The 25540-nt window shown below is 68.9% G+C and carries 24 protein-coding genes, 2 pseudogenes and 1 CRISPR repeat array; of the genes and pseudogenes, 12 read left to right on the top strand and 14 right to left on the bottom strand.

Annotated features, from left to right (window positions below; translation table 11 throughout):
• Positions 1-44: 44 nt before the first annotated feature.
• Genes ACFYY2_RS31180 through ACFYY2_RS31165 form a run of 4 tightly spaced genes read right to left on the bottom strand, consistent with a single transcriptional unit; the run spans position 45 to position 4318 of the window.
• Positions 45-1055 (bottom strand): NAD(P)H-dependent glycerol-3-phosphate dehydrogenase, encoded by a 1011-nt coding sequence (locus ACFYY2_RS31180; RefSeq protein ID WP_388749215.1) that lies wholly within the window; start codon positions 1053-1055, stop codon positions 45-47.
• Positions 1052-1930: a class I SAM-dependent methyltransferase gene (locus tag ACFYY2_RS31175; RefSeq protein WP_388749213.1), complete on the bottom strand. Its 879-nt coding sequence runs from the start codon at positions 1928-1930 to the stop codon at positions 1052-1054. Before ACFYY2_RS31175 ends, ACFYY2_RS31180 begins: the two co-directional genes overlap by 4 nt.
• Positions 1927-3072 (bottom strand): YcaO-like family protein, encoded by a 1146-nt coding sequence (locus ACFYY2_RS31170; protein WP_388749211.1) that lies wholly within the window; start codon positions 3070-3072, stop codon positions 1927-1929. The genes ACFYY2_RS31175 and ACFYY2_RS31170 overlap by 4 nt, the downstream gene beginning before the upstream one ends.
• The gene (locus tag ACFYY2_RS31165) at positions 3059-4318 is read right to left on the bottom strand and encodes a TfuA-like protein (RefSeq protein ID WP_388749209.1); all 1260 of its coding nucleotides are present in this window, start codon (positions 4316-4318) and stop codon (positions 3059-3061) included. The genes ACFYY2_RS31170 and ACFYY2_RS31165 overlap by 14 nt, the downstream gene beginning before the upstream one ends.
• Positions 4319-4791: 473 nt before the next feature.
• Between ACFYY2_RS31165 and ACFYY2_RS31160 the strand changes: the two genes are divergently transcribed.
• The 10 genes and pseudogenes from ACFYY2_RS31160 to ACFYY2_RS31115 form a co-directional block, all read left to right on the top strand.
• Positions 4792-6021: a hypothetical protein gene (locus ACFYY2_RS31160; RefSeq protein WP_388749207.1), complete on the top strand. Its 1230-nt coding sequence runs from the start codon at positions 4792-4794 to the stop codon at positions 6019-6021.
• Between the two features lie 504 nt (positions 6022-6525).
• A complete protein-coding gene (locus ACFYY2_RS31155; RefSeq protein WP_388749205.1) occupies positions 6526-8049 on the top strand; it encodes a hypothetical protein in 1524 nt (507 codons plus the stop codon).
• A 372-nt stretch (positions 8050-8421) separates the two neighbouring features.
• On the top strand, positions 8422-9165 hold the full coding sequence (locus ACFYY2_RS31150; RefSeq protein WP_388749380.1) for an HNH endonuclease family protein: 744 nt from the start codon (positions 8422-8424) through the stop codon (positions 9163-9165).
• A 67-nt stretch (positions 9166-9232) separates the two neighbouring features.
• Positions 9233-9544, top strand: a complete 312-nt coding sequence (locus ACFYY2_RS31145) for a hypothetical protein (protein WP_388749203.1) — start codon at positions 9233-9235, stop codon at positions 9542-9544.
• A gap of 304 nt (positions 9545-9848) precedes the next feature.
• Positions 9849-10385 carry a peptidoglycan-binding protein gene (locus ACFYY2_RS31140; RefSeq protein WP_388749201.1) on the top strand — a complete coding sequence of 179 codons (537 nt, stop codon included), beginning with the start codon at positions 9849-9851 and terminating at the stop codon, positions 10383-10385.
• A gap of 177 nt (positions 10386-10562) precedes the next feature.
• Positions 10563-11353, top strand: a protein-coding gene (locus ACFYY2_RS31135; protein ID WP_388749378.1) for an IS5 family transposase whose coding sequence is annotated in 2 segments (ribosomal slippage) — positions 10563-10893 and positions 10893-11353 — 792 coding nt in all. Because the reading frame shifts where the segments join, the coding sequence is not laid out codon by codon here.
• A 105-nt stretch (positions 11354-11458) separates the two neighbouring features.
• Positions 11459-11839, top strand: coding sequence for a transposase (locus tag ACFYY2_RS31130; RefSeq protein WP_388749199.1), 381 nt, complete (start codon positions 11459-11461; stop codon positions 11837-11839).
• A complete protein-coding gene (locus tag ACFYY2_RS31125; RefSeq protein ID WP_388749376.1) occupies positions 11731-11994 on the top strand; it encodes a transposase in 264 nt (87 codons plus the stop codon). The genes ACFYY2_RS31130 and ACFYY2_RS31125 overlap by 109 nt, the downstream gene beginning before the upstream one ends.
• 280 nt (positions 11995-12274) lie before the next feature.
• Positions 12275-12613, top strand: a complete 339-nt coding sequence (locus ACFYY2_RS31120) for a hypothetical protein (RefSeq protein WP_388749197.1) — start codon at positions 12275-12277, stop codon at positions 12611-12613.
• A gap of 28 nt (positions 12614-12641) precedes the next feature.
• A pseudogene (locus ACFYY2_RS31115) lies at positions 12642-12854 on the top strand (IS5/IS1182 family transposase); the annotation flags it as partial.
• On the opposite strand, the pseudogene ACFYY2_RS31110 reads toward ACFYY2_RS31115, so the two are convergent.
• From ACFYY2_RS31110 to ACFYY2_RS31100, 3 genes and pseudogenes are all read right to left on the bottom strand, one after another.
• Positions 12841-13017 (bottom strand): annotated as a pseudogene (locus ACFYY2_RS31110) (DUF2637 domain-containing protein); the annotation flags it as partial. The pseudogenes ACFYY2_RS31115 and ACFYY2_RS31110 overlap by 14 nt on opposite strands.
• 370 nt (positions 13018-13387) lie before the next feature.
• Complete coding sequence (locus ACFYY2_RS31105) at positions 13388-14044, bottom strand: class I SAM-dependent methyltransferase (RefSeq protein WP_388749196.1); 657 nt, start codon at positions 14042-14044, stop codon at positions 13388-13390.
• Between the two features lie 808 nt (positions 14045-14852).
• Entirely contained in the window at positions 14853-15218 is a 366-nt protein-coding gene (locus ACFYY2_RS31100; protein WP_388749194.1) for a hypothetical protein, read from the bottom strand.
• 193 nt (positions 15219-15411) lie between these two features.
• Between ACFYY2_RS31100 and ACFYY2_RS31095 the strand changes: the two genes are divergently transcribed.
• Complete coding sequence (locus tag ACFYY2_RS31095) at positions 15412-16971, top strand: helix-turn-helix domain-containing protein (RefSeq protein ID WP_388749192.1); 1560 nt, start codon at positions 15412-15414, stop codon at positions 16969-16971.
• Positions 16971-17546 carry a transcriptional regulator gene (locus ACFYY2_RS31090; protein WP_388749190.1) on the top strand — a complete coding sequence of 192 codons (576 nt, stop codon included), beginning with the start codon at positions 16971-16973 and terminating at the stop codon, positions 17544-17546. The genes ACFYY2_RS31095 and ACFYY2_RS31090 overlap by 1 nt, the downstream gene beginning before the upstream one ends.
• 109 nt (positions 17547-17655) lie before the next feature.
• A CRISPR array of direct repeats spans positions 17656-18654; the repeat unit is 29 nt; unit sequence CGGAACACCCCCGCGTCGGCGGGGAGGAC.
• 17 nt (positions 18655-18671) lie between these two features.
• Here ACFYY2_RS31090 and cas2e read toward each other — a convergent pair.
• The 7 genes from cas2e to casA all read right to left on the bottom strand — a co-directional run bounded on the left by cas2e (position 18672) and on the right by casA (position 24840).
• Positions 18672-18989, bottom strand: a complete 318-nt coding sequence (gene cas2e, locus ACFYY2_RS31085) for a type I-E CRISPR-associated endoribonuclease Cas2e (RefSeq protein ID WP_388749188.1) — start codon at positions 18987-18989, stop codon at positions 18672-18674.
• Positions 18989-19927 (bottom strand): type I-E CRISPR-associated endonuclease Cas1e, encoded by a 939-nt coding sequence (gene cas1e, locus ACFYY2_RS31080; RefSeq protein WP_388749374.1) that lies wholly within the window; start codon positions 19925-19927, stop codon positions 18989-18991. The genes cas2e and cas1e overlap by 1 nt, the downstream gene beginning before the upstream one ends.
• Before the next feature lie 56 nt (positions 19928-19983).
• On the bottom strand, positions 19984-20634 hold the full coding sequence (gene cas6e / locus ACFYY2_RS31075; protein ID WP_388749186.1) for a type I-E CRISPR-associated protein Cas6/Cse3/CasE: 651 nt from the start codon (positions 20632-20634) through the stop codon (positions 19984-19986).
• Entirely contained in the window at positions 20631-21407 is a 777-nt protein-coding gene (gene cas5e / locus ACFYY2_RS31070; protein ID WP_388749184.1) for a type I-E CRISPR-associated protein Cas5/CasD, read from the bottom strand. Before cas5e ends, cas6e begins: the two co-directional genes overlap by 4 nt.
• Positions 21404-22567 (bottom strand): type I-E CRISPR-associated protein Cas7/Cse4/CasC, encoded by a 1164-nt coding sequence (gene cas7e, locus ACFYY2_RS31065; protein WP_388749182.1) that lies wholly within the window; start codon positions 22565-22567, stop codon positions 21404-21406. The genes cas5e and cas7e overlap by 4 nt, the downstream gene beginning before the upstream one ends.
• On the bottom strand, positions 22564-23178 hold the full coding sequence (gene casB / locus ACFYY2_RS31060; protein WP_388749180.1) for a type I-E CRISPR-associated protein Cse2/CasB: 615 nt from the start codon (positions 23176-23178) through the stop codon (positions 22564-22566). The genes cas7e and casB overlap by 4 nt, the downstream gene beginning before the upstream one ends.
• 75 nt (positions 23179-23253) lie before the next feature.
• Positions 23254-24840 carry a type I-E CRISPR-associated protein Cse1/CasA gene (gene casA, locus ACFYY2_RS31055; RefSeq protein WP_388749178.1) on the bottom strand — a complete coding sequence of 529 codons (1587 nt, stop codon included), beginning with the start codon at positions 24838-24840 and terminating at the stop codon, positions 23254-23256.
• Between the last annotated feature and the right edge of the window lie 700 nt (positions 24841-25540).

Genomic DNA, 25540 nt, shown 5'->3' with positions numbered 1-25540 from the left:
GTGAAGGGGTGGTGGGCCGCCCTGGTGAACTGGGGGCCGGGGGGTCAGCGCTCGGGCTTGGGGGGCCGCTGCATCAGCGCGGCTGTGGCCTGATCGAGGCTGATCTTGTCGTGGAGCAGGTCTGACATCACTTTGGTGATGGGCATTTCGACGTCGTGGGCGCGGGCCAGGGCGAGGATCGCCTCTGCGCTCTTGACGCCCTCGGTGGTGGTGCGGGTGGCGGCGGTTGCCTGCTCGACGCTCATGCCCTGGCCGAGGTGGGTGCCGAAGGTGCGGTTGCGGGAGAGCGGCGAGGAGCAGGTGGCGACGAGGTCGCCGAGGCCGGCCAGGCCGGCGAGGGTGGCCGGGTGCGCGCCCATGGCGGTGGCGAGGCGGGTGGTTTCCGCGAGGCCGCGGGTGATAAGCATGGCGGAGGCGTTGCCGCCCAGGCCCATGCCGGAGGCGATGCCGACGGCGAGAGCGATGACGTTCTTCACGGCGCCGCCGAGCTCGCAGCCGGTCACATCGGTGCTGGTGTAGGGGCGGAAGTACGGGGTGTGGCAGGCCTGCTGAACCCTTCGGGCGGTGTCCTCGTCGCGGCAGGCGATCGTCGCGGCGGCGGGCTGCCCGGCCATGATCTCCCGGGCCAAGTTCGGCCCCGACAGCACCGCCACGCTGCCCTCACTCACGCCGGTCACCTCGGTGATGACCTGGCTGGCGCGCAGGCCGCTGCCCAGTTCGATGCCCTTCATCAGCGACACGATCACCGTGTCTGGTCCGATGAGCGGCGCCCACGCGGCGAGGCTGGTGCGCAGGGACTGTGCGGGGATGGAGAGCACGAGGTAGTTGGCGCCGGTGAGGGCGGTGGCCGGGTCGGTGGTGGCCGTGAGGGTGGGAGGCAGTTCGATGTCGGGGAAGTAGCCGGGGTTTCGGTGTGTGGTGTTGATGCCGTCGGCGATCTCGTCGCGGCGGGCGTGGACGATGACGTCGGTGCCGGCGTCGGCCATGATTTTGGCGACGGCGGTGCCCCAGGACCCTGCTGAGAACACGGCCGCACGGCTTCGGGGCTGGCTCACTGCGGGGTCCTCTCGTCGGGCGTGTGCCTGCCGCCGTGGCGGTCGGGCCTGGCCATCCTATCGGCGGTGCGGGCCTGATCAGGGGCGGTTGCGGGGCGGTGCAGGGTCAGCAGGACGGCGCGTCGGCCGGGCAGTGCGGGCAGCATCCCTTCGGCCTCCGCCAGCATGCTCTGCGCCGGCGCGTCACCCAGGTCGCGGCGCAGGTCGTCGGCGTGGGTGATCCAGAGGCGGTAGAGGCGCTCCCACATGGCGGGCTCGCCGCGGCGTTCGTCCACGTGCTCCAGGACGAGGCCGACTGCTGCGGCCTGCTCGGCCCACGTGGGGGTGGCGTCTCGGCGCAGAGAGCGGGTCATCACGAGCCGGCCGCCCGGGGCCAGGACCCTGGCGAGCTCGGCCATCGCCTGGTCGCGGTCGGCCGCGCGGCCGAGTGCGTCGATGCAGACAATGCCATGGGCGGTGGAGGTGGGCAGGGCGGTGTGCTGCAGGTCTGCGACACGGAAGGCGGCGCGGGTGGTGTCTGTGCCGAGGAAGTGGGGGCGGCGGGCGGTGGCCTGGGTGACGGCGACCGGGGAGAGGTCGAAGCCGTCCAGGCGCAGGGCCAGGGCGCGGGCGAGCCAGAGGCCGATGCCGCCGGTTCCGCAGCCGGCATCCACGAGGAGTTGCCCCGGTCGCATCCTCAGCCGGCTGGTGAGGAGTCCCAGCAGGGGCCAGTCGCAGGAGCTCGAAGCGCCGATCTCTCCCGGGTAGTCGGCGCCCATCGCCGCGGCGTACATGCGTGCGACGAGGTCGGTGCGGGCGCGGGCGGTGTGGAAGGCGTCGTACTGGGCGGAGCTCGGCAGGGCCGGCACGGGCGCCGGGGGTGTGGTGGTGTTCATCGGGGCATCGATCTCCGGATCCGCGAGTGCGTGCCGGGGCAGAGAACCTGCACGGCATGGACCGGTGCGGTGGGGGCGGACAACTCCAGGGCCACAGGCTCGTGCCCGGTGACACCGGCGACTCTGCGGACCACGTCGGCTCGGCATTCGGCGAAGGTCGGGGCGGGCGGGGCGAGTCGGGAGGTGGCCTGCGTCCAGGGCATGAGGCCGGTGGCCCGCGGTGGATGGAAGGGGGCGTCGAAGCTGCCGGTATCGCTGGGGAGGTCGTCGCGCGTTCCGGCGATGGCTGTCAGCCGCGACTGCGCGGCCTCTGTCAGCGCGCGGGTCAGGGCGATCGTGGGACTGCTGTGGCAGCCGCCGCCGGCGAAGACGACCGGGTAGTCCTCCGACCAGAGGTAGGCCACGCACACCGGCAGCCCGTACGGACCGTCCACCAGAGCCATCTCGAAGGCCATGCCCGCGGCCGCCAGCCGGTCGATCACCTCCCGGCTGTGAGGATCGCCGACGGTTGCGGAGTCGATGAGCGTGCGATTCCTGCCGTCGTTCAAACCGTCCCGGTAGAGCACATCCCGCTCCACGACCTCGTACAAGCCGTGCAGCAGGGCTTCGTCCCGCGTGTTTCCGCACGCGAGGCCGGTACTCGTCGCGCGCAGCGGGCCCGGGCTCCACTCGGGCCGCTGGGAGCGGCGCCGGACGACGTCGACCGGAACGAGGACTTCGTGCCCTGTGGCCAGGCCGGTTGCCGGCGTCCAGTCCCAGACCATCCTGGCCAGGGCTTGTTCGGGGCACGGCACGGTCGCAGGGAGGGCTGCCACGGGGCAGTCGGAGGCTACTTCGATGGCCGGCCCGTGGGCGGCGATGGGCAGCGGCTGTTCCACGTGCCAGAGCTCGATCGCCTCCATGACCGCGGAGAGTTTCGCGAGCAGGTGGGTGGCGCCCTTGCCCTGGGAGGTGCTCAGGGTGCGGGAGGCGGGGCGGATCGCGGTCCAGACAGGGAGCCCGATGCAGTCCAGTCCGGTCAGGTCGGCGACCCGGGTGATGCCGTAGTCCGGCAGCTGCCCGGCCACCGTCTCCCACGTCTGCTCCGGGGGTCGGGCACGCATGGTGCCCGGCAGGTCGAGTACGACTTCAGAGTCCGGCATGGGCTGCCTCCCCTCGCTTCAAGCTGCGCGCCTCGTGAAGGAACCCGGGGATGAACCGCTTGGCGTCCATCACGGCGCGCGCGCCGCACACCAGGCCACGGGCGGACGCTTCGGAATCGAAGTCCCGCTCCGGGCAGTCCCACAGTTCCAGGAGGAAGCAACGGGTCACGTCGTCGCGGACCGATGCAGTGGAGAAGCCGGGCCGCATCTGACGTGCCTGTTCCAGGGCGTCGGCGTACCGGGCCACTGCCTGGCGATCCTGGGCGCTCTCCCCCGCGAGCAAGATCGCCACAGTGGGCTCGTGCCGCAGGTCGACGCTCGGCTGGAAGACCCGGTCGGCGGGCAGACCCCCGTCGGTGAAGCGGACCAGACGGGCCGTCAGTGGCAGGCCCGGTCCGTGAGCGGGGTGCAGGGAACGGTGCTCGAGATAGGCAGTCCACCGTGTGCGGAACGCCGGGTCGAAGACCTGCTGGTAGAGGAGGCGGTCCTCGGTGGACAGCTGCACGCCGTCGACGTGCGCGTGCGCCCAGGCGTTGGACCAGGCCCGGAAGTACGTCGTGTCCCACACCCCACGTCCCGGTCGCGCGCCGCACCGCCGCGGCGGTCCGGCGATGGCCGTGCGGACGGCGTCAAGGGCGTCGGCACGCTTGACGTCACCGAAGTGCTGATCGAGCCGCACTTGTTCGGCCAGCCACTGGGCGAAATCCGCTTCCCCCTGCCAGCGGCAGACAGCCCGGACCGCGGCGGTGGTGCGCTGCGGGTAGTAGACGGCGCGCAGTGCGCGCAGGAGGGCGGTGGCCCGGGCGTCGTCGAGGATGCCGGCGGCCTGGGCCAGGCGCAGTGTCTGGCGGAGGTTGACCAGGGGCCAGGTCAAGGCGTGCCACTGCCCGTCCGGGGCCTGTCCGACCGCTACCTCGTCGTCGCCGACGATGTCGCCGCGGGCGTAGGCGGTGTAGACGGCGCCGACGCCGAGCATTCCGTAGGGTGCGAGTTCAGCGGCGCGCAGCGCGCCGATGCTGGCGGCTCCGATGACGTGCACGCCCCGGCCCATCGCGGCCAGGATTTCCTTGTGGCGCAGGGCGGGTGCCTGGTGGTAGACCCCGTCGATGAGTACGACGGTGTCGCCGTCACGGATCCCGCTGGCGAACAGGTCGCCGTGCCGGGCCGGGGGCCACAGCTGAATCTCGGGGGCGGCAAGGTGCGGTTCGGACCGTGACAGTGTCGGTCCGACAAAGACGTGAATCATGGCGACCTCCCAGGGGCCGGTGCGAGAGGCGCCCGCGCCTCCCCCACGGCCAGCGGCACGAGGAGAGGGGCGGGCACCCTGCGGGTCAGAACGTGCGCGGGAGGACTACTCCTCGTCCTCCACGTCGACAGCGACCACCACGGGCCCGGTGATCTCGTTGGTCTCCTCCGTGGACACCGCGATACCGACGGCGGCGATAGCGGACTTGGACTCCATGACGAACCTCCTGCGAGAAGGGTTCAGCGGCCGGTTGGCCTGCTGTGTGCAGTCGCCAGTGAAGCGGGAACCCGCCTTGTGGATAAGCCCATCGTGGGGGCCCGTCATGGGGGTAGCGTCGGGGCTTCCGCTGCGGGTGCGAAGGGGGACTCGTGGACGACTTGCAGCCGTCACCAGCACAGATTCCGTACGTCTTACTGGAAGACCCGGCCTTCATCCATGCCGCCCGGAACCGTGACTTCACAACGGTCTTCGCCATGGCCTACGAGCAGGGGATCAGCTACTACCGAATCGGTGAAGCCTGCGGCATGAAACCCGAGCGGGTCTCGAAGGTCGCACGGGGCGAGGCGGCGGTCATCACCCTGGACGCGATCGAGCGCATCGGGGACGCACTTCGCATTCCCGGTGCCTTTCTGGGGCTTGCTGCGCGACCCTGGGAGGACAGCTCCCCCAGACCGCACCCGGAGTCCGATGATGGAGATGACCCGATGAACCGCCGTCAGGTGCTGCGCGGCGCCCTCGCAGCCGGCCTCACGACCACGGCACTCACCGCGTTGACGCAGACCCGCCAGTCGCTGGACCTCGCCCTGACCAGTGACACGGCACCGGCCGAACTGTCCGATCTCGAGGCAGCCGCCGAGGCATACGGGTACGGGTACCACGGGCAGCCCCCGACCCGGTTCCTCGCCGATCTCGTCAACGACTTCACAGAGCTCCGGTCCCATCTCGACATCCCTCAGCCAGTCGCCGCCCGCATCCGGGTATGCCGCACCGCCGGACAGATGGCAGGGATGATCGCGATCGTCCTGCACGACCTCGGCACCCGCGCAGAGGCCAGGAAGTGGTTCGCCACAGCCGCGAAGGCCGCCCAGGAATCCGGTGACCACCAACTCCACGCCTGGGTCCTGGCCCGCGAGGCGATGGTCCCGATCAACTACGGCGCCCCGCAGGCAGCAGCGCTCCTGGCCGAGCGGGCCCGGCAGATCGCAGGGGACCGGCCCACGGCGGCCGCGACCCTCGCGGCCGCCGTGGCCGCCCGCGCCTACGCCCTCTCCCACCAGCCGGAACAAGCGCGCGAAGCGATCACACAGGCCGACACCCTCATGAAACGACTCGATGCCGGTGCCCGCGCCGACACGTGGCTCACGCACGGCGAACAGAAGCACCATGTCCACCTGTCCCACGCACTCACCGCACTCGGCGACACCCGGCGCGCCGGCGAAAGCCAAAAGCGGGCGCTGGAACTGTCCGCGCCGACCAGCACCATGACCCGCTCCCTGCTGACCATCGACGCCGCCACCTGCATCCATCACGACGGCGACACCGAGGAAGCCTGCCGACGCGTCACCACGGTGCTGACCCCTCTCCCCGAGGCGTTTCGCAACGGCCTCGTCCACCAGCGGGCCATGGGCCTGCTCCGCTCGATCCCCGCCCCGTCCCACGGCGAGCGGGCAGTACGCGAGCTGCGCGAAATCCTCGCCTCATGAGCGGAGACGGAACTGGCAGCTGCGGACCTACGCGTGGACTGATCAGGAAACCGCACCGCCCGTTACCCGCCCACCCACCCGTCGTTACCCAGGCAGGCACCCCGACTGCCCCCGTGGTCGCAGGACCTTCCCGAATGCCCCGCACCCGCCGTGCGGGGCATTCGACGTACACGCTGAAACGTCACCATGGAGACGCCGGAAGGCCCGGCGACCGGGGACATATCGCCCGGCACACGCAGACCGGCCCGCAGGGGCAGTGGGCGGCTACTCCGGGCCGGCAGCAGCAAGTACGGCATGAACCACATCAAGGCCGGCGGAACGCACAAGCGGAAGTTCAACCACCCCACGGACAAGCAGGCCATCGGTCTTGGTAGGAACCATCCCCGCGGGCGCGGGGAGCACGGCTGCTGTCGGGGCGCTGGGCCCTGCGGACCGGGGCCCTCCCCGCCGCTGCGGTCGTAGTCGGGCGACCCCGTTCAGGAGGCGAGGTGGCAGGATCACACGGTGTTCGACTCTCTGCGTGAACTGTGGCTGCGCGGCATCGCCTTCAATCGGGCGGCGCCCTCCGAGGTATTGGTACGCCTGTTGGATCGAGCGGCCGGTGAAGCCAGCCTGCTGATGTGCGAGGGCCGTGACCTGCCTGACGCCATCATCGACGCTGCCCTGCGCCATCCGGAGGGGGTCATCCGCCGCACGCTCGCCCGCAACCGGTACGTCGACCCGGCGCGGCTCGCCCCCTTGGCAACGGACCCGTCGGGGGTCGTCCGCGGGTGGCTCGCCGCAGGCCCCCGGCACGATCTCCGATGGGTCCGACCGCTGCCGGACGACATCCTCGTGACCCTCCTGACCGCCCAGGACGCGGGCGTGGACGGCAAGGTCACCGTGGACGAGATCATCGGGGGGCTCGACTCGTCCCGGCAGATCCCGCTGTCCTTCTTCCGCTCCATGGCCGGCAGCAAGGACCCCGAACTCCGGATGCGAGCCACTTGGCGGTGGGAGTCGCTCACCCCGGCCCAGCGGGCAGGGTTGCTCGACGATCCGGACCTCGCGGTCCGGGAAGCGGCGCAGGACAAGAGCTGGCGGTTGGACCCGGAACGGGTGGAGGCCATGCTGCCGTCCTTCGGCTCGCGCAACCGATTCGTGTTCGACACGTGTGCTCTGTCCCCCGCGCTCGTCGAGCAGTGCTTCACGGACGGCACGGTGCTCCCCATGGCCAGGAACCCGAACATCCCCGCCTACGCCCTCGCCCGTCTCGCCCGCCACCCTGACGCGGAGGTCCGCGCGTCGGTCGCCGTCCGGCCTGACGTAGGAACCGACCTGGTGGCGGAGTTGATGCGAGACCCGGACGAGTACGTGCGGATGTGCGCGCGCCTCCACCCCTCCACCCACACCTGGGCGGAGTACTGGGCGATCGATCAGGTCCTCGGACACGGTCCTGACTGCACCTGCCCGATCGGCGAGCCGTTCACCAGGTCGAATATTGAGCCGGACGTCGGGCCGTCACCCGACTGGTTCGCCACCTGCGCGGTGTCCGAGGAACCGGTGCTCCGCCGGGTCGCGGCAAGTTGGCCGGGCCTGTCGGCGGAACTCTCCGAGACGCTCGCGCAGGACGACGACGAGGAGGTGCGGATCCGGCTGGCCTGCCACCACCCGCTGGCTCCGCCGCACCTCCTCCTGGATGTCTTCGTCACACGCCCTGCCCACCGTCCTCACCTGCTGGACCGGCCCGCATTCCCCCCTACCGGCCGGGCTCACCTCATCGACCACCCGGATCCCGAGGTACGGGCCCTGGCCGCAGCCGATCCCGCCTTGCCCGACCCCCCGGTGGAGGACCCCGACGCGTCGGTTCGCCGGGCAGCGGTCACCAACCCGAGCCTGTCACCGGAAACCCTGGAGTCCCTCCTCGCCGACCCCCGCACCGCCGAGGGCGCCGCGTCCAACCCGGCCCTCCCCATTCCACGCATGCACGCACTCCTGGACCACTGCCTGAACGGCACCGCCACCCGGCCGGGGACCGTACAGCGCTGACAGACGACGCCCACGCAGCGATCACAGGCATGGCAACCTCCGTGGACCGCTTTTTCGACGGTAGCCGGAACACAGTTCAGGATGGCCGCCCTCCCGGTCCGAGCCTGCGCTCCGTGCGGGGAACGACCACGGTTCCCGAGGCGTGCGCGCCGGTCTGAGAGGGCCTCCCGCCGGAGGCTCGGCCGCCCTTCGCCTGCCAGTGACGTCAAGGCGAACCCGGCCCACTCCCTCGGCTGGGTAGGCCCTTGGCACGCAGGCACTGGTGCCAGCGCGGTGTGCCGTTTCTTCAGGTGAACCTGTGCCCGCGATCGAGTGACGGGACATCAGCACTCCTTCGCCCCGCAGGAGGCGACTGCTACACCACGTCCCGTGATGATCTCCCTGATGCGGCGCGGTCTGCCCGCGCTCGCCCTCGCAGTCCTGCCCCTGCTCACCACAACCGGATCCGCCGGCGCCGTGATGGTACCCACTCCGGTGGACGAGCTGCCCTTCACCTCCTACGCCCCGGCCCAGCCTCCCGCCGGCGCACCCGGTGCCTCGATGGCGCTGCCCTTGTTCGACGCGATCGACCGGCTCCCCGTCGCCGCGGAACACCGCGAGGGCTACCAGCGCACCCTCTACAAGCACTGGAACCGCGGCCTGAACCCAACAGACGGCTGCGACACCCGCCGGGAAGTCATCCTCGCCGAAGCTGTCGACGCACCCGAGGTCGCGGCCGGCTGCAAACTCACCGGCGGGTCCTGGCGCAGCGCGTACGACGACCTGGTGGTGACAGATGCGGGCCGGCTGGATGTCGACCACTTCGTGCCGTTGGCGGAGGTGTTCGACTCCGAGCAGACGCCGTGGAGCGCCGCGCGGCGTGAGGCGTACGCGAACGACCAGGACAGCCCCGACACGCTGATCGCAGTGTCCGCTGCCTCCAACCGGTCCAAGAGTGACAAGGACCCCGCACAGTGGATGCCCACGGACGGCTCCTACCACTGCACCTACGCCGCGACCTGGGTCGCAACGAAACTCCGCTGGGACCTGGCCGTCGACGAGAACGAGCGCCAGGCGCTCCTCGGCACCGCGGAGGACTGTGGCGACACCACCGTCACCTACACACCCGCCCCGTAACCCCGAGCACACGGAGCCGGGCCGCGGTTTCCGCGACCCCTCTACCGTTCCTGCAGGTCAGTCAGCCTTGGCAGCCGCCCTCGACAAGGCCGGGCGCGACCATCCGCGGCTTGCTGGCGGTGGCCCGAACCACCGCCGGCACCTTCTGGAAGGTTGCCAGTGGGACGGCTTCGATCCGGACGTCATCCGAAGCGAATGCGGCCGCCAGCACCAGGCGCGCAACGCGGCGCTCGGAGCGCTAGCACGGGGAAAGGCAGGTGTAGTCCTCGACGTCCTGTGGTCGGCGAGCAGCCTGCCCGCGCAGCTGGGCGGTGCGAGGCTCCATCTCGACGGCCCGCTGCTCGGCTTGAGCTGCTGCCAAGGGCTGTGGGCGCGCTGAGTCGCGCCGCCCTCCAGCCCTCCTGCTGGCAGCACTCCGCCTTCGCCTCGTGCATGCAAGCGGACCGGGCGCGGGCCGTCACTGGCGCCCGGTCGACGTACGCCGTCGAGGCCTTGCTGAACGAGCACGAGGCGCAGCCGCGCCCCAGTCCCAGACCTGCGGCTTCACCAGCCCAACGCCGAAGACCGAGCACTTGGCGCGAACATGATCCAGGCTCTGGCGTGAACTTCCCGTGTGGATCAGTTGTCGGAGGCTGTGTAATGACCCAGTCCGGCTCCAAGGGGGCCCGAATTCAGGAGTCTTTATGAGTTCGTACACCAAGCGCATCAAGTGGGGCGCGTGCACGGTGGGGGCCCTGAGCGCCGCCCTCCTAGCCATGAGCACCACGCCGGCCGCGGCAAGCGGAACCTACAGCGGCCTCGACTACGTCACCGGGGCAGGAGCCTGGAGCGACGACTGGGGCAACGAAGGCGTCGTGGACACCAACACGAATAGGACTTCCAACGCTACTTGCCTGTGGCAGATGGTGCTGTGGGCAAACGGCTACCTCTCGTCCAACTCGGACATCGACGGCGACTTCGGAAGCCAGACCAAAACCGCGACCGCCAACTGGCAGTCAGCCTCCGGCCTGACAGCCGACGGAAGCGCTGGCAAGGCGAGCTGGAGCTATGCCGCCAGGCGGATTAACTACTCTTCGGGCGCTGACTCGGACCTGTATCTCGTTTACGCCGGCTCGGCCCGCAGCTTCGTCCTGCATCGCTTCCCAGACGGCGTCTACCAGTTCATCGACGCAGACGGCGCATCGCGTAACGCCGGTTACAACTACCGGACCTGCAGCTGACGCCTGCCGGGATATGATCGTGAAAATTGTCGCGAGGGGTCAATCCGCCGACGTCACGGCACTTGGCGAGGCTCTCGCGCGGGCCCTTAGAGGTTCTAACAGAAGCCTCAGATGATGTGACTGTCGGCTTGGTTGCTCGTTGGGCTGTTCGTGGGGAAGAGAGAGTCGCATCCGTGGATCGTCTCGGACGAACTGTGGTCGCTGGTAGAACCGTTGTTGCCTGTTCCGGCGCCGAAGCTGGTGCCTGGTCGGCCGAGAGTCCCTGACCGTCAAGCGCTCTGCGGGATCCTGTTTGTGCTGCATACCGGGATCCAGTGGGAGTATCTGCCGCAGGAGCTGGGCTTCGGTTCAGGCATGACGTGCTGGCGCCGTCTCGCTGCCTGGAATGAGGCCGGCGTCTGGGACCGGCTCCACGTCGTGCTGCTGGCCAGGCTGCGAGCGGCGAAACAGCTCGACTGGTCGCGGGCGGTGATCGACTCTTCCCACGTCCGGGCCGCTCGGCGCGGCCCAAAAGCGGACCCAGCCCGGTCGACCGAGCGCGGCCGGGCAGCAAGCATCACATCCTCGTCGATGGCCAGGGCATCCCGCTCGCGGTGTCCCTGACCGGCGGAAACCGCAACGACGTCACCCAGCTGATGCCTCTGCTCGCCAAGATCCCGTCGGTCCCAGGGCTCGTGGGACGGCCACGTCGACGGCCCGACGTCCTGCTCGGCGACCGCGGCTATGACCACGACAAGTACCGTCGCCTGGTCTGGGCTCAGGGCATCAAGCCGGTCATCGCCCGCCGCGGAGTAGCGCACGGCTCCGGCCTCGGTGTTCATCGCTGGGTTGTCGAGCGCACGATCGCCTGGTTCCACGGCTTCCGACGACTCCGGGTCCGGTGGGAAAGACGCGACGACATACACGAAGCCTTCCTCGGCCTCGCAACCTGCCTCATCACCCACCGCCACGTCCAACGCCTTTGTTAGGACCTCTTAGAGCTCGTAACACGATCTTGTTGATGTGGGCTTGTTGGGCGTTACCGGTGTGAGGATTCGGCCGTTCGTGATGGTGTGGGTACTCGGCCGTGGATCGTGGACGATGAGTTGTGGGCATTGATCGAGCCGTTGTTGCCGCCGTGGCCGGAGCGGTCTCCGGGGCCTCGGCCGGTGTCGGACCGGCTCTGTCTGCAGGGCATTCTGTTCGTCCTCTACAACGACATAGCCTGGCAACTTCTGCCGTTGGAACTGGGCTTCGGCTCTGGGCAGACATGCTGGCGTCGCCTGGACCGGTGGCAGAAGACAGGGGCTTTCGACCGGCTGCACCGGGTCATGCTCGCCGAGCTGAACGCGGCCGGCGAGCTCGACTGGTCACGGGCCTGCGTGGATGGTTCTCACATCCACGCGAAAAAGGGGGCGCCGACACCGGTCCGTCGCCGGTCGACCGGCGGAAGACAGGCAGCAAGCACCATCTAATCTGCGACAGACGCGGCACCCCACTGAAGGTCATCACGACCGCGGCGAACGTCAACGACGTCACCCAGACCCTCGCCCTGGTCGACGGCATCCCGCCCGTCGCAGGGCGCCCCGGCCGCCCCCCGATCTGTCCAGCAGCACTCTGCGGCACCTGACGCGATGGCTCATGCGAGGCGGCGGGAGCTCGGTACACGGTGACGGCGACTGCCCGCCAGCCGCCAGGTCCTGCTTGCCGGCCCATGCTCAAGGTCATCACAACCGCGGCCAACGTCAACGACGTCACCTTGTCCCGTAAGTCATGGTCGGGGGGGGACGGTGCGGTGGCATGATGACGGCTCCGACCATCCGAGAGGCCATCCTCATGCCCACCCCTGCTGACTACCTTGCACTGGCGCATGCTGAGGAAGACAGCGGTGTGCTGCAGCGTCTCGCGCGATGTCCGTACCCCTTCGTCTGCAAGCCCTGGCCGCCAATCCCCACACCCCGCCCGCATCTCTGCAGGAACTGAGCACGGCCCGGGACAGCGTCTGGAACGACAACAAGCTCCTTCGGCTGCTGGCAGAACATCCCGGCGCGAATCTCGTCGTTCTTCGAGCCGTCCTCGATGCTGTTGCCGCGAAGCTCGATGAAGGCGAACGGCCTTACGCCGCCGTGCTTGCCCTCGCAGACCGGCTGGAACTTGGGGCGGACGAGCTGAGGAAGCTGGGGATGTTCCGAGGGGCATCTGCTCGTCTACGTCACCTGCTTGATCTGCGGCTGAGCGTCCGTATCTGAGTCCTGCTACGGGTGAGATGATCTTGGCGTGGCTGGTGTGATCACGGCGTCGGAGTCGTCCTGGATAGCCCCCTTCTCAGGGCTGAGCCTGCGGCAGTTCGGGGAGCTGGTGACGGTTTTGCGACGCGAGGGTGCGGACGCAGTCCGCAAGGGCCGGCCGTGGAGTCTGCCGTTGGAGGACCGGGCTCTGCTGGTGGCCGCGTACTGGCACACGAACCTGACGATGCGACAGCTCGCCCCGCGTCGATGCCGATCGGGAAGACCAGGGAGAACTGACCGAAGCCCTTCTCCTCCGCGAGTTCGCGTAGGGCGGCGTACGAGCCGGCGAAACCGATCGCGGCGATGAGTACGGCGCCGGCGACGACGACCCCGATGAGTACGCGATGCGTGCGGGTCAGCTGCACGGGACTTCCCGAGTTCGCTGCCCCCACTGTCCCTGGTTCCCCCTGCACATCCTGGGTCACGTCGCACAACGCTCTCACGCTGTGGCAGGACGTCGTATGGGTGTGCGGCAGGGAGCGGCGTCGTGATGCTGGTTCCTGTATTACGTCAGATGGCATCCGATGCCTCCCACCGCCATGGCCCCGAGCAGCCGGCCGCCGTCGCCCCTACCTGCGAATGCGACGTCATCTCGAGCGTGCCGCCTGAAGCGGAGATCGAGGCGGCTCTCGCCGAGCTCGGAGCGACTGGGAGTGTGTCCTGGTGGGTGCGACTCGGACGATCGGCCCTCGTTGCGGTGCCTTTGGCTCCAGGCCGAGCCGCGAGGTCGATCTCCTAGTTCTGGTGCCAGACCAGCACGTAGCGCCAGAACAGTCGTCGGTGCAGCCGTGCACCGGGTAGCGCCTGGTGGGTGTCGCGAACGATGTCTGTAAAGGTCATAGTCGCCGGTCGGGTCGAGGCGGTCATTGAGGCTGGTCGCGGCGCCTTGCGCCCTTTGTTCTTGATCCATGCCATGAGGACGTTCGCCGGAATGGCCGCGGCGTCGATCAGGTAATCGCTTCGAGACCGCGGGCGATAGACGCCGACCACCACCAGGGTTCCGTCGGGCGCCAGGTGCTGACGGAAGCAGGTGAGGGCGTCGCTGAACGGCATGTGGTGGATGGTGGCGACACATGTGATGACGTCGTAGGGGCCAGGCGCAACCTCCTTCAGTGCGTCTCCGACAGTGAAGGTCACTGGGGCGGCGGGGTCTGTGAGCTCCCGCGCGCGATCGACGATCGTGGGATCGACATCGATACCGTGCACTGCGACGGCTCGTGTGGCCAGGAGTCTGGCGAGGTCACCGCTGCCTGATCCGATGTCCAGAGCCCTGTTGAAACGGCTTGCGAGCTGACGCAGGATCCACCGGTGGTAGTGGGCGTTGTGGTCCCAGGGATGGGCGGCATGGAACTGCTCAAGTGCTCGCAGGATGCGGGGAAGCAATGTCGTCATGGCGTGAGTCCATCAGCCCGTCGCTCGCCTGCGGAACCGCAGCTGAGAGAAATGTGAGCTGGTCGGGAGGGCCCCGGCTGCAACGGCCGTCGGCCGCTTGGCCGGGATTGCCTGGCCGAGCGGCTGTCTAGACTGACGTGCCATCGCACAACGGCATCACGTGTTGCGACGATCCTTCGGATTCGCCCAAGGCGGGGCGTTCGTCCGTGGCCTCCGGGCCTCCGGGCTGCACCCCGGCGCGCAGCCCGGAGGCCACGGCAGCAGCCGGACGTTGCTCCGGGCGGGCCCGGCTCGTTCACCGGGTATGTACCGCTCTCTCCGCGCCTTGGCCGTCGCCATCACAGGCATCGCCCTGGCTGTTTCCCTGGATGCTCCCGCGCACGCGGCGGCTTCCGGGTGTACCCACCACTTCTCCGGCCCGCAGATCTGTCTCTCCACCACCGGTGACCCTGGCAGTGCGAACCCGGGGACTGTCCGGGCGACCTGGACCAATCCGCCCCGTCATCGCGTGTCCGCCACGGTGCACATCACTGAGCCTGGAGGCATGGCCTACACCGTTACCGCCCGACGACGCGGGGATCGACTGGTGGCAACGTTCGTGCCCGGCATCCAGTCGGACGGGAAGCTCTGCGCGCGATACCAGGGTTCGCGCCGTACCGCCTGCATCCAGATCATCGACCGCACCTGAGCACATTGTGGGCCGACAAGAGCGCGGATGAGCGTACAACTTCGGGCGGCCAGCGCCGACAGGAGTGGCCATTCCGGGAGTGCCCGGTTCTTCTGCAGGTCGTCGATGTCGCGGCCGTGGCTATGGCGCCTCGGGGCCGGCCGGGTCGTTGACGTGCTTGAGGACGGTTCGGGCTTCCACCCGGTCCGGACCAGACAGTGTTTCCCAGTAGGGGTGTGTGATGACCTGCGTGGTCAGTTCCAGGATGCGCGCCCTGTAGGCGGCCAGGCGCTCTGCCTGCTCGGGGGTGTAGCCGGCGCTGGCGTCCTTCTCCGGGCGGTAGCCGGGCATGGCTTCGGCCGACCACGGCAGGATCTGAGCAAAAAGATCGTGCTCTTTCTGCACCTCGTCGAGGGCGGCTTGGGCGTCGAGGAGGTCCTGAGGAAAGGCGTAGGAGGGCACGACCTCGATGCTCCGGTCTTCGACTTCAGGATGCCAGCGGCGCACCGGAGCACCCCCTGATCGGCGTCGTCGGCCGCCGGAGACGCCACGCAGTCCGTGAATCGCCCGACCCGCGCCGCACGGCATGCGGCGCGGGTCGGGTCGAGCCAGGACAAAACCCAACTCGACCCGGGCAACCGTCGCCCAATAGATGACCAATGGCTGCGCATTACACAGTCAATCAATGTAGTCTGGGGTCATGACTGAAGGACTGAGCGGCGTGGAAGCGCTGTTGGAGGAAGCTCGTCTTACAGCGTCGATGCCGTCCCCCGCGGAACGACGGCGTCTGCGTGAGGCGGCCAGCCTCTCGCGCGCCCAGGTCGCCACCGCGGTAGGCGTGGGACGCTCCACCATCGCGAACTGGGAAGAGGGCGTCTCGGATCCGGCACCGCCAGCTCGCCTGGAGTACCTGCGCCTGATGAAGGGTCTCTCGGAGATCTACCCGGCCTCGGCCGTCACCCCGCCGCCCGCCGCAGGGGGCGCGGAGCAGCCGCCCGCTCCGTTCGGCGCCACGCCTGAGACGCTGCGCGGCCCTGATGGCCTGGCCGTTCACGGCCCGCCCGGCCCGTGCATGCGCTGCGGCGTCGTCACCACCTACCAGTCCACCGACGGCCACCCCCTCCACGCCGGCGCGTTCTGCCGGCCCGGCACCACCGCTCAGGCCGCGGGTACGCCCACACCCGCCACCGCGGAGTTCATCGCCTCTGCTCCCGCAGCTCCCGCCTCACCCGTTCCGGTGCCCATGGCGGCGCGGCCGGAGCGTCGGGCGCGTTCGGCTGCCCGAGCGCAGGAGGAGACCACCGGCCTCATCAGCCGCGCCGTCCAAAGCGAACTGGAGCGCGCTGGCGGTGACATGGATGCGACACTCAAAGCCCTGATCAAGCGTGCGATCCCCGACGTGATGCACCTGTTCAACGAGACCAGGGCAACAGCCCGGTACGAGTACACCGCCTACCCGGCACTGCCCGACGTCCTGAAGAAGCCGTCGAAGAAGGATCCGGATCAGATCTGGGAAGCGCGGCCGCGCTTCCACCACCCCGACTTCTCGACACGGATGCCCGGTGACATCAAGGTCACCGCCCTCGATGTGAACGCCGCCTACCTGTCGGCACTCAAGTGCTGGCTGCCGATCGGCAAGCTCGAGCACAGCACCGGCACGGACGATGTCGAGCCCAAGCGCTCCGGGGTACACCTGATCACTCCCGCACCCTGGGAGCACCCGCATCTGCCGGATCCGATCGGTGACCGTGACGAGCCCGGCGCCCTGTGGGTCACCAACGCCACCCTGCGCCTCCTGCAACGCCTGGCCGGCCCGAAGTACGGACTGACCGAAGCGCCGGTCATTCATGAGTCGTGGACATCCGGGGCGACGGAGAATTTCCTCGACGCCCTGCGCAAGACCCTCACCGCGGCACGGGAGACCGCCATCGAAGAGGACGACACCCTCACCCTGGAGTACATCAAGCAGATGTACTCCAAGTTCATCTCCACGATGGGCGAGTCGATCCACAACCGCGAAATGGTCCGCCCGGACTGGATGCACATCATCCACTCCCAGGCCTACGCCAACCTCTGGGGCAAGGCCTACAAAGCCCACCAGGCCGGGCTCGACATCATCAGCATGATGGGGACCGACGAACTCCACGTCACCGGCGACTGGCGCGAGGTCTTCCCCGAAGGCCGCGGCGTCTCCCAGATGAAGATCAAGCACGGTGACGCCAAAACGTCCGGCGAGTACACCGTCGGCAAGGCCAGCTGATGGCCGGCCGCTGGATGGACCTCGGCATGTTCAACGCCCACGGAGTGCCGGGCGCCGACGCGCTGGGCACAGCCATCGAGAACATGGTCACCGGCATCGCCTCCCCCGTCGACAGCGAACGCGGCCTCGCCGCCCGCCTGCGCTACCTCACCAAGACCGACGCCGGCTACGAAGCCATGGACCGCGCCGGCATCAACGTCTCCCCCCGCACCCTCATGGCCTGGCTCGCCGAGGAACGCACCCCCAACGGCGCCAACCTCAACCGCCTGGACGCCGCCTACTGGGACCTGCGCCGCCGCAACGTGGCCACCGACCTCAAGCACCGGCTCAACAACGACGGCCGCGGCACCCGTGTCGAGATCAACCCCGTCGACCAGTCCCGCGTCGAGAACAAGCACCAGCGCGAGGTCGCCAGTCGCAACATCAACGTCCGAGGCGTATGGGACCGCGCCGTCGATGCCTGGATCGACGACGACCTGGGAGAACTGGATGCCATCTGGGACGAGATCATCCAGGACCTCGGCTCGGACTACGACGCGTACAGCAACGTCTCCTCCATCGGCTGGGCCGCCTGACCACACACGCACGGAGCGGGCCCGGAGTCATACCAACTGACTCCGGGCCCGCTCCGTGTGCCCGTGCCCTTGCGTACACCAGGTTCGGGGTCGCCGCGTTCTCCATGAACGGAATACCCTCGTGTCGGCGGTGAGGCCCCCTACCGGTGTCCCGGCCGACCGCGATCATCGGAACGCCCCCGCGTCGGCGGGGAGGACGAGAGCAGGGCGGTTCGGCCCTGCCCGTAGATCGGAACACCCCCGCGTCGGCGGGGAGGACCGGACCGTCCGGAACCTCGCGCGATTCCGGAACACTCCCGCGTCGGCGGGGAGGACGCGATGCTGCCCGCGTTCAGGGTGTAGGTCTGCGGAACACCCCCGCTTCGGCGGGGAGGACGTCTCGCCGGAGGAAGCACCGGCCAGCATGGTCGGAACACCCCCGCGTCGGCGGGGAGGACGTCTCGCCGGAGGAAGCACCGGCCAGCATAGTCGGAACACCCCCGCGTCGGCGGGGAGGACGGCTCGGGCAAGTCCTTCTCCGCCCTCCAGTTCGGAACACCCCCGCGTCGGCGGGGAGGACGTTGTGTCACTGGACGGGATTCCTGGCCAAGCCGGAACACCCCCGCGTCGGCGGGGAGGACACGAGCGGGAAGAGCGCGAGCGGAAGCGCGAGCGGAACACCCCCGCGTCGGCGGGGAGGACTCACCCATGGGAGAACTCTCGTGCCGCCTCGCCGGAACACCCCCGCGTCGGCGGGGAGGACTCACCCATGGGAGAACTCTCGTGCCGCCTCGCCGGAACACCCCCGCGTCGGCGGGGAGGACGCGCATCGCCACCGTCTCGGCTGACGAGCCGACGGAACACCCCCGCGTCGGCGGGGAGGACACGAACCGGTCCGCGCTCGGCGGGATGATCGGCGGAACACCCCCGCGTCGGCGGGGAGGACGCCGTCGGAATGCGCCTGGGTCTCATCGCCGGTGGAACACCCCCGCGTCGGCGGGGAGGACGGCCCCGGCGGTGCAGCAGAGATGATGCGGACCGGAACACCCCCGCGTCGGCGGGGAGGACGAGGGTGGCGCGCAGGTCGAGGGGGCTGAGGGCGGAACACCCCCGCGTCGGCGGGGAGGACACTTCCTGACCTGCAGCTCAAGGAGGGCTTTGCATTTCCTTTACCTTTGGTGCGGCGGTCATACGGATCAGGGTAAGCCCGTCGAAGTCGGCGGGGACGCGGCGGCGGGTGCCGGCGGTTCGTATGGCGTAGCCCTGTTCGGTGGGGGCGGGGTGGACGAGGACGGCGGCACCGTTGCCCACGGTCTCGGTGACGGCTTGCCAGAGTTGGTCGCGGACGCGGGCGGAGGTGCTTCCGACGAAGATGCCGGGGACGACCTCGCTGGTCCAGCGGCTGAGTGCTCCTCGGAGGTGGTCAGGAACGGCCGTGGTGGCGATCACGAGCATGGACGGCATCAGTCACCTCGGGCCGCGTAGTTGACGCCGGCAGGAAGGACACCGGCTTTGGGGTCCCAGAGGTGGACCAGTTGGACGTCGTGCTTCTCCTGTGGCTCGTCTTCGTCGGTGGCGTCCGTGGGGGGTGGCGTCAGGAGGTTCTGGACGTCGTGGACGATGCGCGGGAGGAGCTTGAGGAGGCGTAGGTCTTCGCGGAAGCGGCGGCGTGCTTCTTGTTCGGGGTTGTCGGAGTTGTGGAGGGCGAAGGCGAGGGGGAGGGTGGTCTCGGCCTTGTAGAGGTCGGCGATGTCGTAGACGAAGGAATGCTGCTTACCGGTGTGGACGAATCCGAGGGCAGGAGAGAGGCCGAGGGCGAGCAGCGCGGAGTGGACGATGCCGTAAAGGCAGGCGCTGGCGGCGGACAGGGCAAGGTTGACGGGGTCCTGTGCGTTCCATTGATCGGGATGGTAGTTGCGGCGGAAGCGGCCGATGCCGTGCTGCTGGGCGAGGATCTTGTAGAAGGCTTTCATCCGCTGGCCCTCGAGGCCGCGGAGCTGGTCGAGGGTGACGGCCTCGGGGAGGTCGGCGTCCTGGAAGCGCATGCGGTACATGCGTATGGCGACGTCGAGGCGTCGTCCGGGGTCGGTCCAGCAGGCGACCTGTTGTTCCAGCCAGTGGGTGGTGAGGGAGTCGGAGAGGATGCCGGCGTAGGCGCGTACGCCGCCGGATCCGACGGAGATGACGCTGGTGCCGTGGCGGGCCAGCGTGCTCAGGGCGGGTGTGGTGATGGAGACGCCCGGACCGAGGAGGAGGCACGAGAGCGCTGCGGTGGGGATGTAGACGAGGTCGGTGCGGTGGTCGTCGACCTGGATCTGGGCGCAGACTCCGGTGTCGTCCTGGACGACGCGGACCATGTCCAGGTAGAGGAATGACAGGGAGTCGGCGACGCGGGGCAGCATGGCGAGGGTGGGGGAGGCGAGGCGTCGCCGGGCGTCGCCTCCCTTTCTGGGTGCGCTCATGCGGCTGGTGCGGGGGCCAGGCTGAGCAGTCCGGCTCCGTAGGGCTTCCCGCGTCCGACGCCGGCCAGGATGGCCTCGTGGAGGGCGTCGGGGTCGGTGACGGTTGCGGTGCCGTCGTAACGGATCAGGCTGTGCCGTATGCCGTCGGGGTCCTGTCTGCGGGTGCGGATGGGCGGCATGTTGGTGGGAGTCAGGACGTGGAGTTGCAGGCCCGCGTCGGCCGCCCGGCGTTGCCACCACTGGTCGGCGTCCGGTCCGGACAGCGGCAGGATCCGGCCGCGCTTGCCTTGTGCCTCGAGTGGGAGGCGCTCGCGCTTGGCGGGGTTGAGGGCGATGCGGTAGCGGACGGCCAGCCCTTTGCGTAGCGCGGTGAACATGGGGGTGAGGCTCTTGAGGTCTGCCTGCCCGTAGCCGGCAGGGAGGCGGGCGGGGTCGAGGCGGTTCGCTTGGACGAGGAGGGTGCTGGTGGTGTCGGTCTCGTCGAGGCGGTAGAGCAGGCCCGCCTGGCTGCGGGGGGATTCGCCGAGGCCGTCGGGCACCATACGCATCACCGTGCGGTGCATTTCGGTGGCGTCGCGAAGATCCCTCTGAACGTCGCGGCTGTGCGGGTTGAGGCGGATCCGGGCGATCACCGGCTCGTCGTTCATGCGTGTTCCTCGGCGTGGGCGTAGTCGATCAGGCGCGTGAGCAGGGTTTTCTGCGGTCCCACCAGGGCTCGGCTCACCGGCTCGACGGTCCGGTAGAGACGGCGGCCGGCATGGGCCCGCCCGTGTGGAGCGAAGCTGACCGGCCTGTCGTTGATCTCGATGACGTCGGCGGTCGCGCCGGGGCCGGCTTCGGGAGCAGGGCGCTCGCGTAGGAACTGCACCGCAATCGTGTCCCCTGCACCGTGACGGGGTTCGGGGGAGGTGAGCGGTACTGCGGTCAGCAGTTCCTTCTCGGGATCGTCGGCGTGCCGGCGCAGGAGGAACGGCTCGTCGGGTGCGCAGGAGCGTCGGCCGAGATAGGGCGCCCAGTAAGGGCGCCGCAGTGCGGCGGCGAGCTGCTCTGCCAGGTCGTCGGGTGCGGTGACGGCGACGACGAAGACCGCGTCGGCAAGGTACTGGCGGCGGGTGATGACGGCCGCGTCCTTGTTGCTGCCGCCGCTCGTGGCGGCGGTGCGTTCCTTGGGGAAGCCGCCGCCGACGGTGTGGTAGTCCTCCAGCAGCGTGCCCGGCCGGTCGACTCGTACCGTCAGCCGCACCTGCTCGTACTTCTTGAGGCCGGCAGTGTCGTAGCGGGCGATGCCCTCGGCCGCGGCGAACATTCCGACCAGTGCGGAACGGGTCGGGAAGGAGGCAGTCTCCCGCACCGGGGTGAATGCCGAGCGTTCACCCCACGACTGCAGGGGGCCAGCCAGCCTGAGCAGCAGTCCGCTCACTGCTGGGCTCCCGCGACCGTGCTTCCAGCAGCGTTGATCGCGGCCTCGACGGCGGCCTCTACGAGCATGTGGTAGGACTCGTGGGCAGTGCCGAGTCCCTTGGGCTTCTCCTGAGGGTCGATGACCGTGTGCCCGTGGAAAGGGCGGTTGCGGTCACCGGTGAGCCGGTTGATGTTGACGGTGTAGGTGTCGAGCGCCTGGCGAGACGGCTTGGAGAATCCCCCCTGCCGGTCTGCGTTCACAGGGGTTTCGAAGGCGGCGGCCAGCGACAGCGGCCGGTGCTCACGCACCGCCAGGTACGCGAGGTCAGGCAGGGTGTGCGGAGCCGTCGAGTTCTTCTTGGCCTGCGGCAACGACATCAGGAAGTGCTCGGCGAACGAGGCCAGCACCGTACGGGCGGCCTTGACGTCACCCTCGAGGTTCTTCAGCAGGTCGGTAACGTTGACGGTCCCGTACCGGTAGAAGACGCCTGCGGCGAATTCGGCGGTGTCCAGGTGTCCGCTACCCGTCTCGGACTCCCCCAGCCAGTCGTCGACCGCGGTGAAGTAGTCCCGCTGCGGTTCCGCCGCGTGCGTGGTGAAGGCGTGCGCGACCTGGGCCGCGCCGTCAACGTTGGCGTCCGGCAGCTCGGCGAGCATGCGTCCCAGAAGGCTGATGGATGCGGTGCGCCGCTTGAGGATCGCCTCAATGGTGTTCGGGGGCAGCGTCTGGGGGGCTTTGGTGCCCTTCTTGGCACTCGCTGCCTTCTGCATGGCCGCTTCCAGGGCCTCGCGGTGCTCGGCGCACACGGTGGCGAGCTCCTCGATGGCCGCCTCCGGCAGGAACAGCAGCACCGAGGTGTGGCCGGCGGCCTCCAGACCGATGCCCTTCTTCCCGGCGCTCACCGCCACCTGGGAGCCGGCGAACGCGGCCAGATCGGTGGGCCAGCCCGCCCGCTCGAGCGTCTGCTGCACCTTCACCGGCACCAGGCGGGTCCGGGCTGCCTTCTCCCCGAGGTCCTTTTCCACGCCGAGACGGATGGGCCGTTTCCAGGACTGGCTGGAGACGCGGATACGCAGCGCGTCGCCATAGCGCACCTGCTTCGGAGACCCGAGGTCGTCACGGTTCAGGTTCGCGGCCGGCACCGACTGAAGGGCGTTCAGGTCCAGGTAGAGGGTCATCGCTCGTTCTCCTCGGGAAGAATAGTGGCGGTGGTGTCGGTGGCGCCGGTGGGAATGGAACGGCGGAAGTACTGGTCGAGCCAGCGGGTCGCGATCACGTCACGGTCCTGGGTCCACCAGGACAGGTCTTTCAACAGAACCGCCCAGTCGACCGCGATGCCACCACTCAAGAGCTGCCGGGTCAGGGCGGGAAGCGTCCGGTGAACGGCATCGCTGCTCTGCCGGGACATCAGGTGCAAAGCGCTCTCGGCCGTGCCTGACTTCATGACGTCCCTCTTGACGGCCTCGCCGAGCGCGGACCCCAGATTCGGACGCAGGTACCAGGCGGTGGCCGAGGTGTCAGCCGGCCCGGTCTGCCGGGCAACGCGCGGGCGCGCCGCGATCAGCGACGCCACCCCGTAGTAGGCCCGGCGGGTGTCCGGATAGCTGACGTCATCGTGCTGGTGAAGCCAAGGGACGAGGTAGCGGTGCATGTAGTTGCACCGTTCGACCGGCAGGCCCAGGCCCCGGCGCAGCTCGGCACGGGTGCGGTTGTCCTGACAGAGGTCGTGGACATAGGAGATGAATCTGTCGTGTTTCGGCGGCGCAGCGGCCACCGTGGAATCGCTCATGAGGCATCCCTGGTACGGGGAAAGGGGTGTGAACGCTGACAGGCGGTCAGCGAGCGCAGAATGGTCGGTACCGGCTCAGCCGGCGTTGGGGCTCAGCAGCGCAAGGAGCATCGAGCGAGCGCGGTGCCGGGCGCGCGCCACCCTGATGTCCGCCCGACTGGACGGGCCGATCGCCTCGTCCAGCGCCGAGAGGGCCGCGTGGATGAACGGTTCCACGGGTCGGTCCGTTTGCCGCTCAAGGTTGGTCAGCTGCCAGAATTCGGCCTCTGCCTTCGGCCAGAACCGCGTCAGCGCGGCGGCGACCCAAGGGCCGGGTTTCCGGGCGTCGAGTTTGACCTTCGCCTTCGGCGAGGGATCGACGTTGGAGTCCGTGGCAATCTTCCAGGCCACCTTGGCCGCGAACTCCAGCCGGGCTCCTACCACTTCTGCGCAGGCATGACAGCGCTTGATGTAGTGCGCCATCTCCTCGTCGTTCTCCTCCAGCCAGGTCAGAACCCGGGGAGTTGTCGACGCGAACCAGACGCTGTCCTTCTGCTGGCCGTCCTGGTCGAATCCGTAGGCGCGCACGCGCAGAGTGGGCAGCAGCGTCTTGGGCAGTGCGCCGAAGGCGGGTGGCCGCTGGGTGTCCTGCCGGTCGTCCTTCAGCAGCAGGGCGTCCAGGTCACGCCACAGGGCACGGGCACCGTCGGCCTCTCGAGGCTGAAAATTCCCGTCCTTGCGCCGATCCAGGATCTGGTACGGGTCCCGCACCACAGGGGCCGGTGCGTGCGTGGACCAGGTGATGTACGCGTCGGTCACCTGCCGGCCGTCCGACGACGGAACGAGCAGCACGGCGTGCCGGAACCGGCCGGTCAGCATCCGCCCTGGCCACGTCATCGGGGGCAGAGGTACCAGCGGGTCGAGAAGTTCACCCTCCCACGGGCAGGCGTCCTCGTCCTCCCCGAGCTCCTCGCCCTGCAGCGTTGGCACGGCCAGGATCAGCGAGGTGAACAGGTCACGGCCCCAGGGGAAGTACGAGACCGACTTCCGCAGAGGCGCCGCGTCCCCACTGCCCGTCCGGTCCTCGCCGATACGCCGGGGCGTGCACTGGCCGGACGGCCCGAAATAGAGCTGGGCGATCAGATGCCAGGCGGCCTCCGCGGCCGGCACGGGAACAGGATCCGTGTCGGTGAAGTGACCGAACAGGACCGCGCCGTTGATCCCGGTCGGCCGGCCCATCACCAGCTTGTTCACCCCCGACGGGTTCGGCGCACCCTTGGCGTCCACACATTCGGTATGAAGCCGCGGGTCCTGGAGGAACGGCCGCTCCACGTCAAACAGGTCGAACCTGCCTGACGGCACCTCCTTGTCGAAGTAACTGTCCACCGCCCCCGGATCGAATCGGCCGGCCCGCAGAACGCGCCGACGCAGATCGAGCCAGTCCTTGACGTTCTCGGCGACATCGAGGTCATCGAGACGGTCGTCTCCATCGGAGGCGACCCTGGCCGTGATCACTGCCAGGATCCGCATCAGCCCCGCTGCTGCCGGCGGCACCGACAACTCCAGGTCCTCGATCTCATGAGCCTGCTTGAACACCTGCCGCAGCCCCAGCCGCACCGACTCCCCAGTCAGCAGCCGCACCGGAATCCATGGCTCGTCCCGCAGGTCGAACCCCCCAGACATCAAACAGCCCCCTCAACGAACGTGGTCAGCGCGAAGCAGCACGACAAGGCCCCCAACGAAACGCCGCCTGAGTCGCGCTTCGCATTCAAGCAGCCACCACTGACACAGGGGTCCCGTTCCAAGCTGCCGATCCAGTAGAGCACCTCGCGGTGACAGATGTGACGGGAACTCAGAAGGTTGGTGAACGTGGGGTGGAGTCAGAGGAGGGGTGCCCGGTGGAATACGGCCCCAGGGTCAGGCTCTGAGGGAACCTCCGTCTATAACAACGGAGTTGCTCTGAGGAGGCGTCGTCCATCGAGTCCCAGCAATAGCCGCACCTTGGGCTTTGCCAGCACCCTGGGCGCTTGTGATTGCCCTCATCACGATCATCGTCAGCATGAGACCCGACCCGGCCACCATCGGATCGTGCCTGCTTCTGCCGGCCGGGGCGGGCAAGGCGCACCGCGGCTTGTCCCGGTAGCCTCGGGCCAGGCGGTGGTCGTACTGAGGTACGACCACTTCCCCGCCGATGTGGGGGTGTTCCAGTTGGAGAGCGCGGGGCTGAGAACAGCTCAACGCCTTCCCCGCCGATGTGGGGGTGCTCCATCCGCAGCTGTGTCCCACTAAGACCGTGTCCTATGTGGTGAGGCGGGCGAGGCGCTTGTAGCAACAAAGGGCGGCGGCGAGCCCGAGGAAGGCCAGGTAGTTGCGGGGATGGCGT

This window comes from Streptomyces sp. NPDC001822 (assembly GCF_042892135.1).
Classification (GTDB): domain Bacteria; phylum Actinomycetota; class Actinomycetes; order Streptomycetales; family Streptomycetaceae; genus Streptomyces.
The sequence above is the reverse complement of the archived record's forward strand: the minus strand, read 5'-3'. Positions and strand labels throughout refer to the sequence as shown.

Coding starts and splice junctions, on each gene's coding strand:
- ACFYY2_RS31175 (WP_388749213.1), bottom strand. CDS start 1,930: ATGAACACCACCACACCCCCGGCGCCCGTGCCGGCCCTGCCGAGCTCC.
- ACFYY2_RS31170 (WP_388749211.1), bottom strand. CDS start 3,072: ATGCCGGACTCTGAAGTCGTACTCGACCTGCCGGGCACCATGCGTGCC.
- ACFYY2_RS31165 (WP_388749209.1), bottom strand. CDS start 4,318: ATGATTCACGTCTTTGTCGGACCGACACTGTCACGGTCCGAACCGCAC.
- ACFYY2_RS31160 (WP_388749207.1), top strand. CDS start 4,792: ATGGCCTACGAGCAGGGGATCAGCTACTACCGAATCGGTGAAGCCTGC.
- ACFYY2_RS31150 (WP_388749380.1), top strand. CDS start 8,422: ATGATCTCCCTGATGCGGCGCGGTCTGCCCGCGCTCGCCCTCGCAGTC.
- ACFYY2_RS31140 (WP_388749201.1), top strand. CDS start 9,849: ATGAGTTCGTACACCAAGCGCATCAAGTGGGGCGCGTGCACGGTGGGG.
- ACFYY2_RS31120 (WP_388749197.1), top strand. CDS start 12,275: ATGTCCGTACCCCTTCGTCTGCAAGCCCTGGCCGCCAATCCCCACACC.
- ACFYY2_RS31105 (WP_388749196.1), bottom strand. CDS start 14,044: ATGACGACATTGCTTCCCCGCATCCTGCGAGCACTTGAGCAGTTCCAT.
- ACFYY2_RS31095 (WP_388749192.1), top strand. CDS start 15,412: ATGACTGAAGGACTGAGCGGCGTGGAAGCGCTGTTGGAGGAAGCTCGT.
- ACFYY2_RS31090 (WP_388749190.1), top strand. CDS start 16,971: ATGGCCGGCCGCTGGATGGACCTCGGCATGTTCAACGCCCACGGAGTG.
- cas2e (WP_388749188.1), bottom strand. CDS start 18,989: ATGCCGTCCATGCTCGTGATCGCCACCACGGCCGTTCCTGACCACCTC.
- cas1e (WP_388749374.1), bottom strand. CDS start 19,927: ATGCTGCCCCGCGTCGCCGACTCCCTGTCATTCCTCTACCTGGACATG.
- cas6e (WP_388749186.1), bottom strand. CDS start 20,634: ATGAACGACGAGCCGGTGATCGCCCGGATCCGCCTCAACCCGCACAGC.
- cas7e (WP_388749182.1), bottom strand. CDS start 22,567: ATGACCCTCTACCTGGACCTGAACGCCCTTCAGTCGGTGCCGGCCGCG.
- casB (WP_388749180.1), bottom strand. CDS start 23,178: ATGAGCGATTCCACGGTGGCCGCTGCGCCGCCGAAACACGACAGATTC.
- casA (WP_388749178.1), bottom strand. CDS start 24,840: ATGTCTGGGGGGTTCGACCTGCGGGACGAGCCATGGATTCCGGTGCGG.